Source organism: Amycolatopsis sp. NPDC003676, from assembly GCF_053587275.1.
In genome coordinates this window covers 11,865-25,684 of record NZ_JBSFNS010000065.1, presented here as the reverse complement: position 1 = coordinate 25,684, position 13,820 = coordinate 11,865, and the positions used below count along the sequence as shown (strand labels likewise).

General features: G+C 68.6%; 17 protein-coding genes. 7 read left to right on the top strand and 10 right to left on the bottom strand.

The window, feature by feature from the left end; translation table 11 throughout:
- Positions 1–46: 46 nt before the first annotated feature.
- The 4 genes from ACWDNU_RS29745 to ACWDNU_RS29730 all read right to left on the bottom strand — a co-directional run bounded on the left by ACWDNU_RS29745 (position 47) and on the right by ACWDNU_RS29730 (position 3,092).
- Entirely contained in the window at positions 47–1,213 is a 1,167-nt protein-coding gene (locus ACWDNU_RS29745; protein WP_449671335.1) for a hypothetical protein, read from the bottom strand.
- On the bottom strand, positions 1,210–1,632 hold the full coding sequence (locus tag ACWDNU_RS29740) for a hypothetical protein (protein ID WP_449671334.1): 423 nt from the start codon (positions 1,630–1,632) through the stop codon (positions 1,210–1,212). Before ACWDNU_RS29740 ends, ACWDNU_RS29745 begins: the two co-directional genes overlap by 4 nt.
- Before the next feature lie 32 nt (positions 1,633–1,664).
- Positions 1,665–2,432, bottom strand: coding sequence for an ESX secretion-associated protein EspG (locus ACWDNU_RS29735; RefSeq protein WP_449671333.1), 768 nt, complete (start codon positions 2,430–2,432; stop codon positions 1,665–1,667).
- 81 nt (positions 2,433–2,513) lie between these two features.
- Complete coding sequence (locus ACWDNU_RS29730) at positions 2,514–3,092, bottom strand: TetR/AcrR family transcriptional regulator (protein ID WP_449671332.1); 579 nt, start codon at positions 3,090–3,092, stop codon at positions 2,514–2,516.
- 115 nt (positions 3,093–3,207) lie between these two features.
- On the opposite strand from ACWDNU_RS29730, the gene ACWDNU_RS29725 reads away from it, so the two are divergent.
- Both ACWDNU_RS29725 and ACWDNU_RS29720 read left to right on the top strand, forming a co-directional pair.
- Positions 3,208–4,047: an NAD(P)H-binding protein gene (locus tag ACWDNU_RS29725; RefSeq protein WP_449671331.1), complete on the top strand. Its 840-nt coding sequence runs from the start codon at positions 3,208–3,210 to the stop codon at positions 4,045–4,047.
- Between the two features lie 79 nt (positions 4,048–4,126).
- Positions 4,127–4,369 (top strand): hypothetical protein, encoded by a 243-nt coding sequence (locus ACWDNU_RS29720; protein ID WP_344282872.1) that lies wholly within the window; start codon positions 4,127–4,129, stop codon positions 4,367–4,369.
- Here ACWDNU_RS29720 and ACWDNU_RS29715 read toward each other — a convergent pair.
- The 3 genes from ACWDNU_RS29715 to ACWDNU_RS29705 form a co-directional block, all read right to left on the bottom strand.
- Positions 4,366–5,364 carry an acyl-CoA dehydrogenase family protein gene (locus ACWDNU_RS29715; RefSeq protein WP_449671330.1) on the bottom strand — a complete coding sequence of 333 codons (999 nt, stop codon included), beginning with the start codon at positions 5,362–5,364 and terminating at the stop codon, positions 4,366–4,368. The genes ACWDNU_RS29720 and ACWDNU_RS29715 overlap by 4 nt on opposite strands.
- Before the next feature lie 76 nt (positions 5,365–5,440).
- Positions 5,441–7,348 carry a glycosyltransferase gene (locus ACWDNU_RS29710; protein ID WP_370932564.1) on the bottom strand — a complete coding sequence of 636 codons (1,908 nt, stop codon included), beginning with the start codon at positions 7,346–7,348 and terminating at the stop codon, positions 5,441–5,443.
- A gap of 5 nt (positions 7,349–7,353) precedes the next feature.
- Positions 7,354–7,821, bottom strand: a complete 468-nt coding sequence (locus ACWDNU_RS29705; protein WP_370932565.1) for a GtrA family protein — start codon at positions 7,819–7,821, stop codon at positions 7,354–7,356.
- A 145-nt stretch (positions 7,822–7,966) separates the two neighbouring features.
- Here ACWDNU_RS29705 and ACWDNU_RS29700 point away from each other — a divergent pair, with 145 nt between their 5' ends.
- The 3 genes from ACWDNU_RS29700 to ACWDNU_RS29690 all read left to right on the top strand — a co-directional run bounded on the left by ACWDNU_RS29700 (position 7,967) and on the right by ACWDNU_RS29690 (position 10,816).
- On the top strand, positions 7,967–9,340 hold the full coding sequence (locus tag ACWDNU_RS29700; protein ID WP_449671329.1) for an FAD-binding protein: 1,374 nt from the start codon (positions 7,967–7,969) through the stop codon (positions 9,338–9,340).
- Entirely contained in the window at positions 9,337–10,092 is a 756-nt protein-coding gene (locus ACWDNU_RS29695) for a decaprenylphospho-beta-D-erythro-pentofuranosid-2-ulose 2-reductase (RefSeq protein WP_449671328.1), read from the top strand. Before ACWDNU_RS29700 ends, ACWDNU_RS29695 begins: the two co-directional genes overlap by 4 nt.
- Before the next feature lie 91 nt (positions 10,093–10,183).
- Positions 10,184–10,816 (top strand): VC0807 family protein, encoded by a 633-nt coding sequence (locus ACWDNU_RS29690; protein ID WP_370932568.1) that lies wholly within the window; start codon positions 10,184–10,186, stop codon positions 10,814–10,816.
- Here ACWDNU_RS29690 and ACWDNU_RS29685 read toward each other — a convergent pair.
- Positions 10,786–11,058: a helix-turn-helix domain-containing protein gene (locus ACWDNU_RS29685; protein WP_370932569.1), complete on the bottom strand. Its 273-nt coding sequence runs from the start codon at positions 11,056–11,058 to the stop codon at positions 10,786–10,788. The two genes, ACWDNU_RS29690 and ACWDNU_RS29685, sit on opposite strands and share 31 nt — an antisense overlap.
- A gap of 192 nt (positions 11,059–11,250) precedes the next feature.
- On the opposite strand from ACWDNU_RS29685, the gene ACWDNU_RS29680 reads away from it, so the two are divergent.
- On the top strand, positions 11,251–11,970 hold the full coding sequence (locus tag ACWDNU_RS29680) for an ESX secretion-associated protein EspG (protein ID WP_449671327.1): 720 nt from the start codon (positions 11,251–11,253) through the stop codon (positions 11,968–11,970).
- Here the strand turns inward: ACWDNU_RS29680 and ACWDNU_RS29675 are convergent.
- Positions 11,967–12,335 carry a MerR family transcriptional regulator gene (locus ACWDNU_RS29675; RefSeq protein WP_449671326.1) on the bottom strand — a complete coding sequence of 123 codons (369 nt, stop codon included), beginning with the start codon at positions 12,333–12,335 and terminating at the stop codon, positions 11,967–11,969. The genes ACWDNU_RS29680 and ACWDNU_RS29675 overlap by 4 nt on opposite strands.
- Before the next feature lie 108 nt (positions 12,336–12,443).
- On the opposite strand from ACWDNU_RS29675, the gene ACWDNU_RS29670 reads away from it, so the two are divergent.
- Positions 12,444–13,136, top strand: a complete 693-nt coding sequence (locus ACWDNU_RS29670) for an SDR family oxidoreductase (RefSeq protein ID WP_449671325.1) — start codon at positions 12,444–12,446, stop codon at positions 13,134–13,136.
- A gap of 36 nt (positions 13,137–13,172) precedes the next feature.
- Here the strand turns inward: ACWDNU_RS29670 and ACWDNU_RS29665 are convergent, their stop codons facing one another.
- Positions 13,173–13,802: a hypothetical protein gene (locus ACWDNU_RS29665; RefSeq protein WP_449671324.1), complete on the bottom strand. Its 630-nt coding sequence runs from the start codon at positions 13,800–13,802 to the stop codon at positions 13,173–13,175.
- Positions 13,803–13,820 lie beyond the last annotated feature (18 nt).

Here is a 13,820-nt window from a genome sequence, read left to right as displayed (position 1 = left end):
GTTGTGGACAGTGCGCTAACCCCACCGTCCACAACGGACATTCAAGCTATTCCCCGATGACCGGCGGCGCGGAGCGATGCCCGCTGCCGAACACCTCGTCGTCGTCCTCGATTTCCATCACGAACGCGGGCTGGTTGAGGCTGTCGTCGTACGGGCGGGCTCCGAAGCCCATACCCGGGCGGGCCGGGGCGCCGCCCATGCCGCCGGCTGCGACGTCGGCCGCTCCTGGCTCCATTGCGCCGTCGCCGGGGCCGAAGGAGCCGCCGCCTCGGCCGACCTTGCTCTGGTGTTCCTCGTCGGCGCCGAAACCTCCGCCGCCACCGCCCATCATGCCGCCCATGGGCATCGCGCCCATGCCCATTCCGGCAGCTCCAGCGTTGCCGCCGCCCGGGGCCGACTGCGCGGCGGGCGGGGCGTAACCGGCCGCCGTTGTCGCGCTGTCCGGCATCGCCTGGTGCACCGCGCCGGTGAACTGGCTCGGGCCGCTGACGGTCGGGGCGCTCGCGTGCCCAGCCACCGCACCGCCGCCGCCAGCCGCGGAGGCCGAGCCAGCGTCAGCCACAGCAGGAGCAGGGCTGGCCGGAACGGGAGCAGCGTCGTGGTGCTCAGGACCAGTCGGCATAGCCACCGCAGCACCGCCACCGGCCGCGACGCCGAACTTCGGCGGGTGCGCGAAAGCCGGCTGCTTCGACCCGGTCTCGTGCAGCGAAGCGTCGTACTTCGACATTGTCTCCGCGGCCTGTTCGTGCGCGGAACGGCTGTCCTGCTGCTTCTTCAGCGTCGCGTCGATCTCATTGCTCATTTCGAGCGGACTCGCGTGCGACCATTTGTCGAATTCCTCGGACCAGTCGAACGGGACCGCGTCCGGCATCGAGTGCTTCGCCGCCTGCGCGGCGGACGCCTGTTCCTCGATGATCTGCGCAGCCAGTTTCGCATTCTGGCCATTCGCCTCGGCCCATTCGGCGAGGCTCACGAAATACGCCTGCGCACCGGCCGCGGCCTCGCCGCTCCAGGCGTGCGCGGCCTTCTTCACGGCCTCGCCCAGCTGCGTCGCGAACTCCTCGAACGCTTTCTGCACCTCGGTGTACGCGTGCGACACCGACGAAACCTGCTCCACGTCGAGATTCGTCTCGACGTACGACTTCAGCTGCTGATGCGGGTGCCCGAGGTAGTCGGCGTCCGACGGCGCGAGCCCTGGCTGCGGCGTGTTCATTCGGTGCTGCCCTTCACGGCGCGGTGGGAGTCGATGGCCTGGCTCTCGTTCTCGGTGTAGACCCCGCCGGCGCGCGCGAGGGCTTCGTCGGCCTCCTTCAGGATCCGGCCGAACTGGTCCAGCACGTCGAGGGCCGCGCCAGGGGCGTCAGAGCCGCTCTTGCGGTCGTGCTCGGCCACGGTGTGCCCGTACGGGTGGCTGCCGAGCTTCGGCGCGGTTGTCAGCGCCTGGGTCTGCGGCTTGAGCCGTTCGAGGCGCGTGACCATGTCGGTGAGCGCTTTGCGCAGGTCACCGAGTGCGTCGCCGTCGATGCTGAACCCGCCGGCTTTCGCGGTGCCGGCCAGCTTGTGCGTTTCGGCCGCGGCTTCGGCGATGCCCTTGGCGTTCAGCCCGCCTGCCGCCAGCGGATCAGTGCTCATGCGCCGGAGTTTACCGACGCGAGCCGCTCCGGTCAGGCGTTTGCCGAATAGCCTTCAAGCTGGGTGAACAGTTGTTGGGCCAGACGGGCATTGTCCGCCGGCGCGTAGGTGAGCCAGCGGTTGCCGTCGCTGGAATCGCGCGTGCTGAGCAGGTAGCGGCCGAGTTCGGTGTCGAACCACGCGAGCGACGGCAGCGCCCGCTCGTGGCCGTTGCCGTCGCTCACGTACGGCGTGAACTGACCGACCGCCAGCCGCGGCTTCTCGAAGATCCGCTGGACGGCCCTGAGCTGCGGATTGTGCGTGCGCGGGCCGCTGACCCCGGCGAACGGGTCGTACGCGTCGCCCCGGACCGGCTGCTTCGACGGCCGCGCGACGGTCACCGACTGCCCCGCCGCGGCGGGCGTGAGCGGCAGCAGGTCGACGATCGCCGGGACGATGCCGGTCGGGCGGACCTCCTCGAAGCTGAACATCCCGTCCCGCTGGACGACGAGCACCGCGAACTGGCCGTTGGACGCCACCCGCGCGAACAGCTGCTCGTCGCCGATCTTGGCCGCCGCGGACACCGCGAGGCCGGGCTTGGCGAATGTGGCGAGCGCGATCTCGACGTCGTCGTCGATCGTCCCGCGCCGCAGCAGGCCGCGGCTGTCGAGGTCACGGAAGACGGCGGCGCGCACGGCGGCGCGTTCCTCGCCGGTGATGCCGATGTGCGGCACCACGAACGGCAGCGGCGCGCGGCCGAGCCCGAGTTCCGCCAGCAGGAGATCTACCGCTGCCGGTGACAGCGTCAACGTGTACGGCACGACCCACCCCTAAATCCGGTCTCTCCCCGGCGAAACCGTAGTCCACTCCGCACCGTCGCGGCCATCGGCGCCACGAGCGCGTCACGCGGAGCGCGGTGTTCGGATTCCGTTCAGGAAGTAAGCGGTGCGACGGTCGTAGGCGTCCCGGGGAGGCCGCTCGCCGTGTTTGAGGGCGAGAGCGGTCTCGACGACAAAGGCGTGCAGGTCGCCCGCCGTGAACTCCGGCCGCAGCGTCCCGGCGGCTTGCGCGGCCGCGACGAGTTCTTCGTTGGCCTCGCCCCCGACCCGGCAGATCTCCATGAGCTGCGGCGAGTTCGGATAGGTCTGCAGCAGGACGTCGTTGACGGAGGGCTGGCGGTACTGGAGATCGCGCAGCGCGGTGACGTAGCAACCGACCCGCTCGCCGATGTCGTCGACGGTCCGCATGTGGTCGATGACCGCGAACAGTTCCGTCGCGACGACCTCTTCGATAACCGCCTCGATGAGCCCGATCCGACCGCCGAACCTGTTGAAGATCGTCGCCTTGCTGACTCCCGCCGCCTTGGCGACCTCCTCCAGCGGGACCGTCAGGCCCCGCCCCTGGAAGGCGCCGATGGCAGCGGTTCGGATCTGCTCGGAATTGCGCCTGGCGTCGGCGCGCAGCCGGGATTCCGCGGGCACCGCGACCTCGTCTCTCCACGTAAGTTGACTCTTCCAGTCAGCTTACCTAAGGTCGATGCTGGAAGAAGTTGACCCGCATAGTCAACTTAAGCTCCCGAGGAAGAGACCAGGGGAAATGATCGTTGTCACCGGCGCTACCGGCGGGCTGGGCAGTGCCACCGTCGAGCACCTCCTCAAGCGCGTACCCGCCGATCAGATCGGCGTCAGCGTCCGCGATCCCGCCAAGGCGCGGCACTTCGCCGACCGCGGCGTTCGCGTGCGACAGGGCTCCTACGAGGATCTGGGCGACTCATTCGCGGGTGCCGACCAGGTCCTGCTGATCTCCGGCAACGACCCCGCCGCCGACCTGGTCAGCCTGCACCGACGCGCCATCGACGCGGCCGTCGCGGCCGGTGCCGGGCGGATCCTCTACACAAGCCAGCACGGTGCCGCCCCCGGCAACCCGTATGGGCCGTCGGACCTACACCTCGCCACCGAAGCGATCCTCGGCGACTCCGGAGTCGCCTGGACCGCACTGCGCAACGGTGCTTACGGCCCGCTCGACCAGGTGCTCGGCCCGTGGCAGCGGACCGGCGAGATCGCTCAGCCAGCAGACGGACCCGTCCCGTACACCGATCGTGCGGACATCGCCGAGGCCACCGCGGCCCTCCTCACCGGCGACCGCTCCGTCGACGGCCCCGTCACCCTCGCCGCGCCGACCGCCGTCACTTTCGACGATTTCGCCAAAATCGCTTCCGACCTCACTGGTCGCACCATCAATCGCGTCGTCCTGGACGACGAACAATGGGTTGCCGAACAGATCGCGAACGGGGTCCCGGAGCAGGCGGCCCGGTTCATGCTCACCTGGTACCAGGCCACCCGAGCCGGTTATTTCGCCGAATCGGGCCCGCTGCTGGCCGAGCTTCTCGGCCGCGAACCCCGCACCGTCGCGGACCGGCTTGCCGAAACCGCGTAGCCCGGCTTCCGCTGTGAGCGGATCCGCTGTCGGCGAACCGCTCTTGCCGCCGATGATCACCCACTGCTGCCATGAAGGCATGGCAGATCCCAAACCAGCACTGGTCCTGCACCTCTCGGCAGGCGGAGAGCCGCTGATCTTCCCGCTCACCGCCGACAGTTCCGAGACCGTCCAGGAAAAGCTTCCCGACCTACTCAAACACGGCGGCGTCCACTCGCTCGAAACCCGGGACGGCAACACTGTTTCCGTGAATTTCGTCCACGTGGCAGCCGCCTATGTCGACGATTTGAGCCGAAAGGGCAAATTCGGCCTGTCCGTTTAGCGCCGCGCGAGTTCGAGCAGCCCGGCGCGGATCTCCGGTCTGCTCGCGGCGACAAGCAGGAACGTCGCCTCGCGCACCAGACGGCCGGCGTGCGCCCCGGCCAGCACCGCGCGGCTGCCCGTCGCGGCGGTGAGCGCGCCCGCCGACCGGTACGCCAGGTCGGCTCCGGCCGCGCGGGCGGCCGGGAGCGTGGCCGGGTCGGCGAGACCGGCGTTGAGGCGACGCCGGATTTCGTCCTGTTCGGACCGCAACGCCGTCGCCGTTTCCTCCTCGCCAGCGGCCTCGATCAAGGTGGCGCACCGCTCGGCCAATCCAAGCGGCGCGCACCCGTTGAGCCGGGCCGCGAACGTATTGCCAGCCACGAATTTGTCATAGCTGACCTGGGCGAAAACGGATTCGTCCGGAATGAAGTGATTGTCGAGCTTCAGCCGCACCGTCGCGGTGCCTTGCGCGGCCATGAGCGTCAACGGTTCGGCGACCAGGCTGTGTCCGACGATCGGCGACACCAGGGCATTGACCACCGTGTCACCGTCGCGGCCGGACAGCTGCAGCAGATCAATCGCGTCCCAGCCACTCACGAACGGCGCTTCGCCGTCGAACCGATAACCGCCGTCGACGCGCTCGACCCGCACTCGCGGCGGCGTCGGAATCACCCCCGCGTACGCGACGCCCGCGCGCAGCCGTCCGCTGATCAGGTCCGCCAGATATCGCTCACGCAGGTCTTCCCGGTCCGTCGCGGCCAGCCCGGCGACGAGACCGTGGTGCTGCAGCCAGGTGAACGCGGTGCTCAGGCACCCGCCGGCCAGCGCTTCGAGCACGCCGACCAACTGGTCGAGATCCACCCCGGAATCGGGTGCGGCGAGACCGTAGAAACCTTCCTCGGCGAGCGCGTCGAAATGCGACCGCGGCACCACGCCGTGGCGGTCCACCTCGGCGGCCGCGGGAAACAACAGGTCGTCGGCGAGAGCGCGCGCACGGGAAACCAGGTCGGCCATGAAACCAAGCTACCCAAAAAGACAAAAAGGGCGTCTCGCCGAACGCGAGACGCCCTTTTCGGACCAGCTCAGCCGATCACAGCTCGTAGAGCCGCTTCCAGTTTTCGCGCGAGGTCAGTTCCGGCATCGCGCGCTTGTACTGCTCCTGCACGCCCGCGCCTTCCTTGCGCAGCCGGTTGATCACCTTCGCGCCGCGCTTGGCGAGGTCGAACATCTTGACCTTGTCGTAGCTGCGCACGCGCACGCCTTCCTGCGACGCGTCGGTGACCACGGCGGTGTCGAACAGCGCGATGTGCCACCAGTGCGCCTCGTCGATCGGCACCGCGCCGAGTCCGAAGCGGCTGCGGCCGAGCGCCTTGTCGAGGATGCGCTTGATCAGCACGAGCCGCTGCATGCTCGGCCGCGGCGCGCTGTTGATGATGCCGATGTCGTTGGACGCGATGCCCGGCACGTCAGTGGCCTTGTGCCGCTTGGTCTCCGGGTACGCGTCGCGGATCCGGCGGATCTCCTTCATCGCCTCGACGCCGCCGTCGCGCAGGACCTCCGGGCCCTCCAGGAAGTCCTCGACCGCCTTGATCAGGGTCGCGGACAGGCCGTACTGCATGCCGAGCAGGTAGCGCACCAGCTGCGCCATCAGCACGCGCGAGAGCAGGTTCAGGTTGAACGGCGAGTGCAGCGCGGCGGTGATGATCGAGTTGCGCAGGTTGAAGTACCGGTGCCACTCGTCCCAGTCCTTCCAGTGGAAGTCCGCGTGCCACACGCCGGCGCCCGGAAGGGTCACCGTGGGGAAGCCGTATTCGCGGGCGCGGTAGGAGTACTCCGCGTCGTCCCACTGGAAGAAGAACGGCAGCGGGTAGCCGATGGCCTTGACGACCTCGTACGGGATCAGGCACGACCACCAGCCGTTGTACCCGGCGTCGAGGCGGCGTTCCTGGCGGTTCGGGTTGCCGTCCTCGTCGACGCCGAGCAGGTCCGCGGTGGACAGCGAGTGCTGCACCGGCTGCCCCGGCTCCAGCGTGTTCAGCCGGGCGTACTCGGCGCCGACGTGCAGCTGGTTCGGGTGCAGCAGGTTGAGCATCTGGCCGCCGACGATGATCGGGTTGGCCGAGCGGTTGGAGAACGCCGTCATGCGCACGACGAGGTCCGGCTCGAGCAGCACGTCGTCGTCCATGAACAGCACGTTCGCGTGCTCGGTGGCGGTGTGCCCGGCCACCTCGTACAGGCCGCGGGTGAAGCCGCCCGCGCCGCCGAGGTTCGGCTGCTTGATGTAGTGCAGCTTCTCGCCGAGGTCCTTCGCGACCTGCTCGAAGCCCTCGCGCGATTCGACCAGGTCGGTGCCCTGGTCGGCGACGTAGATGGCGTCGAGGGTGTCCAGCGAGGACACGTCCGCGGCGAGCGCCTGGAGGTTCTTCAGGCAGTCGTCGGCGCGGTTCATCGTGCAGATGGTGACCGCGGTCGGGCGGATCGTCTCCGGCGCGTCGACGGTCCAGCGGACCTGCTCGACCCGCAGCGTCTGGCCGCCCTCGGTCTCGAGGTCGAGCCACAGCGCGCCGCCGTCGTAGAACTTGTCCAGCTTGCCGGTCAGCTCGACCTTGGCGCTCTTCGCGCCGGAGACCTGCTGCGCGTCGACCACGCGCGGGTCGCCGAGCATGTCGGAAGCGCCGAGCGACAGCAGCCCGTCGCCGGTGACGACGGCTTCGAGCTTGACCTCGGTCGCGGTGGTCCAGCGCTGCCAGTAGCTCGCCGGGAAGCGGCCGAAGTAGGTGTTGCCGGTGACCTTCGCGGACGGCTCCAGCGTCACGCTGCCGCGATCGCGCTGGGCGTTGCCCTGCAGGACCTCGGCGTACATGTCCTTGCTGACGATGGGAGCCGGCCCGGCGTACAGCCCGCGCTGGGCCGTGAGCCTGCCTTCGGGGGCGTGTTCGGCGAACCGCGTCTGGCCTGCGGGGGCCGCCTCCGCGACCGGGGCTGCTTTACCGGGCATCGAACTCAGTTCTCCTTTACCGGCCGTACACGGAACACGACCCACTTGAGCATCACGAAATTGATCACGGTGGCCGTCCCCTGGGACACGACCCAGGCGAGCGTGGCCTTCCACGCCATCTCCGGCAGCACGTTCAGCATGAGCCGATTCACGCCGATCGTCACGAAGAAGGTCACCGCGTACAGCAGAACGAACCCGCCGACCTGGGCGTTCCCCTCGCGCTTGCCCGCAGCGAAGGTGAAGCGCCGGTTCAAGAAGAACGCGGTGGTCGTGCCCACGATGAAACTGATCGCGCGCGCGATGTCCACCCACGGCGTGGCGTCCATGCCGACCGCACGCAGCAGCGAGTACGTGCCCAGGTCGAGCAGGGCGCAGAAGCCGCCGATCGCCGCGAAGCGGATCAGCTGGCCCAGCAGCCCGGGGCCCCCGGGCGCCTGCTGCGCTTGGTCACTCTGCGGTTCTGTAGCCACCACTTGGAATACCTTCTCGGCCTATTGCGTCAGTGTCCGTATTACCCACTTCGACGCTCGGACGCTTGTGCCTTGATGCGCAAAGTGTAGAAGCGGGCACTTCAGGGTCACGTTCCGGGCGGTGTTCGGCGTGGCTACCCTGGTCCGCGTGACCCAAGCACCCGAGACACAGCGCCGCACGCTCACCGGCTGGGGCCGCACCGCCGGGACCGTCGCCGACGTGCTGAGCACGCGCGACGTCGAGGCTATCGCCCGAGCCGTCGCCTCCGCAGGCCCGCGCGGGGTCATCGCCCGCGGCCTCGGCCGGTCCTACGGCGACCCGGCGCAGAACGCGGGCGGCCTGGTCGTCGACATGACCGTGCTCGACCGCATCCACTCGATCGACCCGGACTCCGGCCTCGTCGACCTCGACGCGGGCGTCAGCCTCGACAAGCTGATGCGCGAGGCGCTGCCGTACGGCCTGTGGGTCCCGGTCCTGCCGGGCACCCGCCAGGTGACGATCGGCGGCGCGATCGCCAACGACATCCACGGCAAGAACCACCACTCGGCGGGCAGCTTCGGCAACCACGTGGTGTCGATGGACCTGCTCACCGCCGACGGATCCGTGCGCACGCTCACCCCGGAGGGCCCGGATTCGGAGCTGTTCTGGGCGACGGTGGCGGGAATCGGACTTACCGGGATCATCGTCCGCGCGACCGTGCGGATGAAGAAGACGGAATCGGCCTACTTCTACGTGGACGCCGACCGCACCTCGAACCTCGACGAGACCCTCGGGCTCTTCACCGATGGTTCAGACCTCAACTACGACTACTCGATGTCGGTGCCGGACCTGATCTCGTCCGACAGCCGCCTCGGCCGCGCGACGTTCTCCCGCGGTTCGCTCGCCACGCTCGACCAGCTGCCGCCGAAACTGCGCGCCAACCCGCTGCGCTTCGACGCGCCGCAGCTGCTGACGCTGCCCGACGTGTTCCCCAGCGGTCTGGTCAACAAGCTGACCTCGACCATGATGGGCAACCTGTGGCAGCAGACCGTGCCCAAGAAGGGCGCGCGCGGCAAGATCCAGAACCTGACGCAGTTCTACCACCCCCTCGACATGCTGAGCGAGTGGAACCGCGGCTACGGCAGCAAGGGCTTCCTGCAGTACCAGTTCTCCGTGCCGTTCGGCGCGGAAGAGCAGCTCAAGGGCATCTGCCGGGCGATCTCGCGGTCCGGGCACTACTCGTTCCTGAACGTGTTCAAGCGGATGGGCGACTCGAACCCGTCCCCGATGTCCTGGCCGACGCCGGGCTGGATGCTGAGCGTCGATTTCCCGATCAAGAACGGGCTCAGCCGGTTCTGCGAGGAAATGGACGAGATGGTCCTGGACGCGAACGGCCGCCTGTACACCGCGAAGGACTCGCGCACCTCGCCCGAGACGTTCGCGAAGATGTACCCGCGGCTGGAGGAGTGGCGCAAGGTGCGCGCTTCCGTTGACCCCGAAGGCGTTTTCGCCTCTGACATGAGCCGGAGGCTCGCACTGTGATCGACGCGGTCGGTAACCCCCAGTCCCTGCTGCTGCTCGGCGGCACGTCCGACATCGCGCTGGCGATCGCGGAGAAGTACCTCGCGGAGAAGCCGCTGCGGGTCGTACTGGCCGCCCGTCCTTCGCCGCGGCTGGAGGAAGCCGCGCAGCGCCTGAAGGATCGCGGTGCCGAAGTGTCCACTGTGGCCTTTGACGCCAACGACCTCGCCTCGCACCCGAAGGTGCTGGACGAGGCGTTCGCCGGCGGTGACATCGACGTCGCGGTGGTCGCGTTCGGTCTGCTCGGCGAGGCCGAGGAGCTGTGGCAGGACCACGGCAAGGCCGTTGAGCTGGCGACGGTGAACTACACCGCCGCGGTGTCGGTCGGCGTCGCGCTGTCGGAGAAGCTGAAGACGCAGGGCCACGGCAAGGTCATCGCGCTGTCGTCGGTGGCGGGCGAGCGGGTCCGCCGGTCGAACTTCGTGTACGGCTCGACCAAGGCCGGTTTCGACGGCTTCTACCTCGGTCTCGGCGAGGCGCTCGCGCCGCACGGCGTGCAGGTGACCGTCGTCCGGTCGGGCCAGGTCAAGACCAAGATGACCGCCGGAATGAAGGACGCTCCGCTGACCCGGACCGCCGAGCAGGTCGCCGACGTGGCGGTCGACGCGGCGCGCAAGGGCAAGGAGCTCGTCTGGTCGCCGTCGGAGTTCCGGCTGGTGATGTCGATCCTGCGGCACGTGCCGCGGAAGATCTTCCGCAAGCTGCCGGTCTGACGTTTTCGCGGCCCGGCCTCCACCGTTCGGTGGATGCCGGGCTGACCAGCTCGACGATGTCCTGAGGTGCCCGCGCGCCGAAACTCGGGGCATGGGGAAAGAATTCCGCTCGTCGCTGGCCGCGCTGCTGATCGACCTCGGCGCGCCAGTCGGCGGCTATTACCTGCTCCGCGCCTTCGACGTCCCGCCGGTGTGGGCACTGCTGCTCAGCGGCCTGCCGCCCGCGCTGCGCGTGCTGTACACGCTGGTCACCCGGCGTCGCGTGGACGGGATCGGGCTGCTCGTCCTGATGTTCCTGGCCGTCGGTTTGGCCACCACGCTGATGACCGGCGACGCGCGGCTGATGCTCGTGCGCGGTGCCTGGTTCAGCACGCTGGCCGGGGTCTGGCTGCTCGCGAGCCTGGTCGTCGGCCAATATCCGACGACCTATCAAGCGGCCCGCGCCTTGCTGCCCGGCCGTGGCTCCCGGCTGGACGCGGCGTGGGATGAGCGGCCGTCGTTCCGCCGGGCGTGGCGGGCGCTGACGGTGGTGTGGGGCGTCGGCAGTTTGGTCCACAGTGGACTGAGCATCGGGATGGCGTACACGCTGCCGGTCGACGACGTCCCCGCGCTCGATGCCGGGCTGTCGATCGCGTTCTTCGTGGGGCTGCAGGTGATTACGCAGATTCTGCTGATTCGCGAGGGCACGCTTCGTCAGGTGCTGCGGCCGTCTACAGTGGACTGATCGCCCGACGGCGGACGCAGCCCGTCCACCAGCCGGGCGGGATTCACGCCGAGACCGTCGGCGAATTTGAGCAAGTTGTGCAGATTGATGTTGCGCAGCCCGCGTTCGACCTGGCTCACGAACGTCCAGTGCACTCCGGCCAGTTCGGCCAACTGTTCCTGACTCAGCCCCGCCTCGTTGCGGAATTCGCGCACGCGTTCGCCAACGGTGCGCGTCGCGGCGGAGATCGGAGGCTTGGCCATCGTCGGTTAATCACACACGTCTACCGCCGCCAAGGCCAGAGCAGGAATAATCAGAGCATGAATGCCTATAGCGTTCACGTCTAGCCGGAGGTGGCTTTCCAGAATTGCTACCTGTCCGCAATTGCTGACACCAACACCACGCGGGTAATCAATCGGCTACCGTGCTTATGGCGATTGCGAGAGGGGGCGCAGGTGCGGGAGGACGTCGCTCAGGCGGTGACCCTGCCCGTCGAAGCACTCTCGGTCGTCTGGGACATGCTCGATCTCGGCGAACAGCATCCGATGCTGCGCGCGAAGCGAGTCTGGGTCAAAACCGGCGCACACCGCGAACTTCACGCCGCCACCATCAATCTCCTCGCCCGGCTCGGCCTCGCGGACAACGACGCACCGTCCGCGTATTTGCGCACCACCCTGCAAGTCCTCGCCGACGCCGAACGCGAGTACTTCGCCTGGTCGGCATTACGCGGCGGAATCCAGCGGACCGGCATAGTCGCGCAACGAGAACAAGCCGCGATTCTGATTTCCGCGCAGGACGGCCTGGTCGAAATCCAGCCAGCCGCACCGACCCGGCTGGCCACGACGCTTTTCGGCACGCTTCCGCAAATCCCCGGCGCGCCAGTGCGGTCCGTTTCGGTCACCCCCGCGACCGACTCCGCCCCGGACCCGTTCGACGAGACCAACAGCCACGAATACCTCGCCTCGACGCTGAATCAACCGGCGGAAGCAACGCACGAGCTCTACGTCGGCCGGCGCGCGAATGGCCGGCACCTCACCGGCGGCCCGATCCTCGCCGCCGACGTGAAATCCGGCCGAATTCTCACTTACCGAACGACCGACGGCCGGACCGAACTCATCCCCGGCACCCCGCGAGCGATCGTGAAGATCCTCAACGACACCTTCGCCGCGCTTTAACCCAGCACGACCGGGCAATGCGGATTCGGCGTCTCCGCCAATTCGATCATCGCCTCCAGTCGCTCCCGCGTGCGTTCGAGACCGGAGATGTACTCGTCCAGCCGGGCTTTCTCCGTGCGCAACCGATCGCGCGACTCCGGCGTGCTGACGCCCGCGTGCAGGCACGGCATCAACTCGCGGATAGTCGCACTGGACAGCCCGGCCGCGTAAAGCTGCTGGATCAGCCCGACCCAGGACACCGCATCGTCGCCGTACCGCCGCTGGCCGCCGGCCGTACGCGTCGATTCGAGCAGACCTTGCTGCTCGTAGTAGCGCAGCGAACGCACGCTGACCCCGGCGCGCTCCGCCACCTCTCCGATCCTCATCCGCAAGCCTCCGCCGTGATCCGCACAACAAACACGAGAACCTGACACCGACGTCAGGATCCAGGATAGCCGTTGTCCCCTTCCGACAGCTTTCCCCAGGAGAACCCCATGCAGATCGCAGGCTCAACCGCGCTGGTCACCGGCGCCGGACGCGGACTCGGCACCCACTTCGTCCGCGCCCTGCTGGAGCGCGGCGCGGCGAAGGTCTACGCCACCGCTCGCCGCCCCCTCGACCTCGACGGTGCCGTGTCGCTGCAGCTGGACGTCACCGATCCGGACTCGATCGCAGCCGCCGCGGCCGCCGCCCCGGACGTCAACCTGCTGATCAACAATGCCGGAATCGCTGGCTTCACCGACCTGGTGACTGGCGACCTGGCCGAGATTCGCCGCGAAATGGAGACGAATTTCTTCGGCCCGCTCCAGGTAACCCGCGCATTCGCGCCAGGACTGAAAGATGGCGCGGTTCTGAACGTGCTGTCCGCCCTTTCTTGGGCGGTCTACCCGGGCTCGGCGGGATACGCGGCGTCGAAATCGGCGGCGTGGAGCCTGACCAACTCGGTGCGGCTGGAGCTGCTGGCCCAGCGCACGCTGGTCAGCGGCCTGGTCATGGCCAGCACCGACACCGACATGATGGCGAGCTTCGACATCCCGAAGAACGACCCGGCCGAGGTCGTCCGGCTCGCGCTGGACGGCCTGGAGGCGGGAGAAATCGAGATCATCGCGGACGCGGACAGCGCGACCGCGAAAGCCGCGCTGTCCGAGCATCCGACGGTTTTGTACCCGGCACTACTGGGCGAATAAGGTCTTGCGGGCAGGGATTCTGCGCGAAAGGCTCGATCAATTCCCAGAGCCGGTGTTGCCGCCATTCCCGTTGCCGAACCCGGGGCCGTTGTTCTCGTTGCCGCCGTTCTGGCCGTCCGGGACGCGGTGGCGCTGGCCGGGACCGCCGTCGTTGAAGCGGTGGCCGCCCTGGTGCTGACTCATGCCGGGGCGGCCGGAGTGGTGCGTCGCGGCCATGACGCCGCCGACGATTCCGCCGCCCACGGCCAGTCCCAGGACGCCCACCGCGACCAGTTGCGTCGCCCGGTGGGCCACGAACCGGCGGAAGCCGCTCTGCTTCGGCGGCGGCAGCGGCATGCCCCACGGACCGGGTTGGGCGTAAGGGCCGGGCTGAGGCGGTTGCTGAGCGGCCTGCTGACCCGCTTGAGACGCCTGCTCAGCAGACGACGCCGGTTGGCCCGCCTGTTCGGCCGACGGCCCAGGCTGGTGCAGCTGGCTGGTCTGCTCGGCGGGCGGTACCGGCTGACTCGGCTGAGTGGCCTGCTCAGCCGACCCCGGCTGACCAGCGGAAGCCCCGCCCAGGTCCCCGGTCCGGCCGAACTGCTCGGTCGGTTCCTGCCCCGCGGGCCCGCCGGTCGCGCCAGGGCCCGCAGGCTCACCGGGCGAGGGGTTCTCGTTGTCGTTCATCGTCGGTCCTCCGGGCTG

What these genes read in the sequence shown, in the direction of transcription:
- ACWDNU_RS29745 (WP_449671335.1), bottom strand. Translation starts at nt 1,213, where the DNA reads ATGAACACGCCGCAGCCAGGGCTCGCGCCGTCGGACGCCGACTACCTC.
- ACWDNU_RS29740 (WP_449671334.1), bottom strand. Translation starts at nt 1,632, where the DNA reads ATGAGCACTGATCCGCTGGCGGCAGGCGGGCTGAACGCCAAGGGCATC.
- ACWDNU_RS29725 (WP_449671331.1), top strand. Translation starts at nt 3,208, where the DNA reads ATGATCGTTGTCACCGGCGCTACCGGCGGGCTGGGCAGTGCCACCGTC.
- ACWDNU_RS29720 (WP_344282872.1), top strand. Translation starts at nt 4,127, where the DNA reads ATGGCAGATCCCAAACCAGCACTGGTCCTGCACCTCTCGGCAGGCGGA.
- ACWDNU_RS29715 (WP_449671330.1), bottom strand. Translation starts at nt 5,364, where the DNA reads ATGGCCGACCTGGTTTCCCGTGCGCGCGCTCTCGCCGACGACCTGTTG.
- ACWDNU_RS29710 (WP_370932564.1), bottom strand. Translation starts at nt 7,348, where the DNA reads ATGCCCGGTAAAGCAGCCCCGGTCGCGGAGGCGGCCCCCGCAGGCCAG.
- ACWDNU_RS29690 (WP_370932568.1), top strand. Translation starts at nt 10,184, where the DNA reads ATGGGGAAAGAATTCCGCTCGTCGCTGGCCGCGCTGCTGATCGACCTC.
- ACWDNU_RS29685 (WP_370932569.1), bottom strand. Translation starts at nt 11,058, where the DNA reads ATGGCCAAGCCTCCGATCTCCGCCGCGACGCGCACCGTTGGCGAACGC.
- ACWDNU_RS29675 (WP_449671326.1), bottom strand. Translation starts at nt 12,335, where the DNA reads ATGAGGATCGGAGAGGTGGCGGAGCGCGCCGGGGTCAGCGTGCGTTCG.
- ACWDNU_RS29670 (WP_449671325.1), top strand. Translation starts at nt 12,444, where the DNA reads ATGCAGATCGCAGGCTCAACCGCGCTGGTCACCGGCGCCGGACGCGGA.
- ACWDNU_RS29665 (WP_449671324.1), bottom strand. Translation starts at nt 13,802, where the DNA reads ATGAACGACAACGAGAACCCCTCGCCCGGTGAGCCTGCGGGCCCTGGC.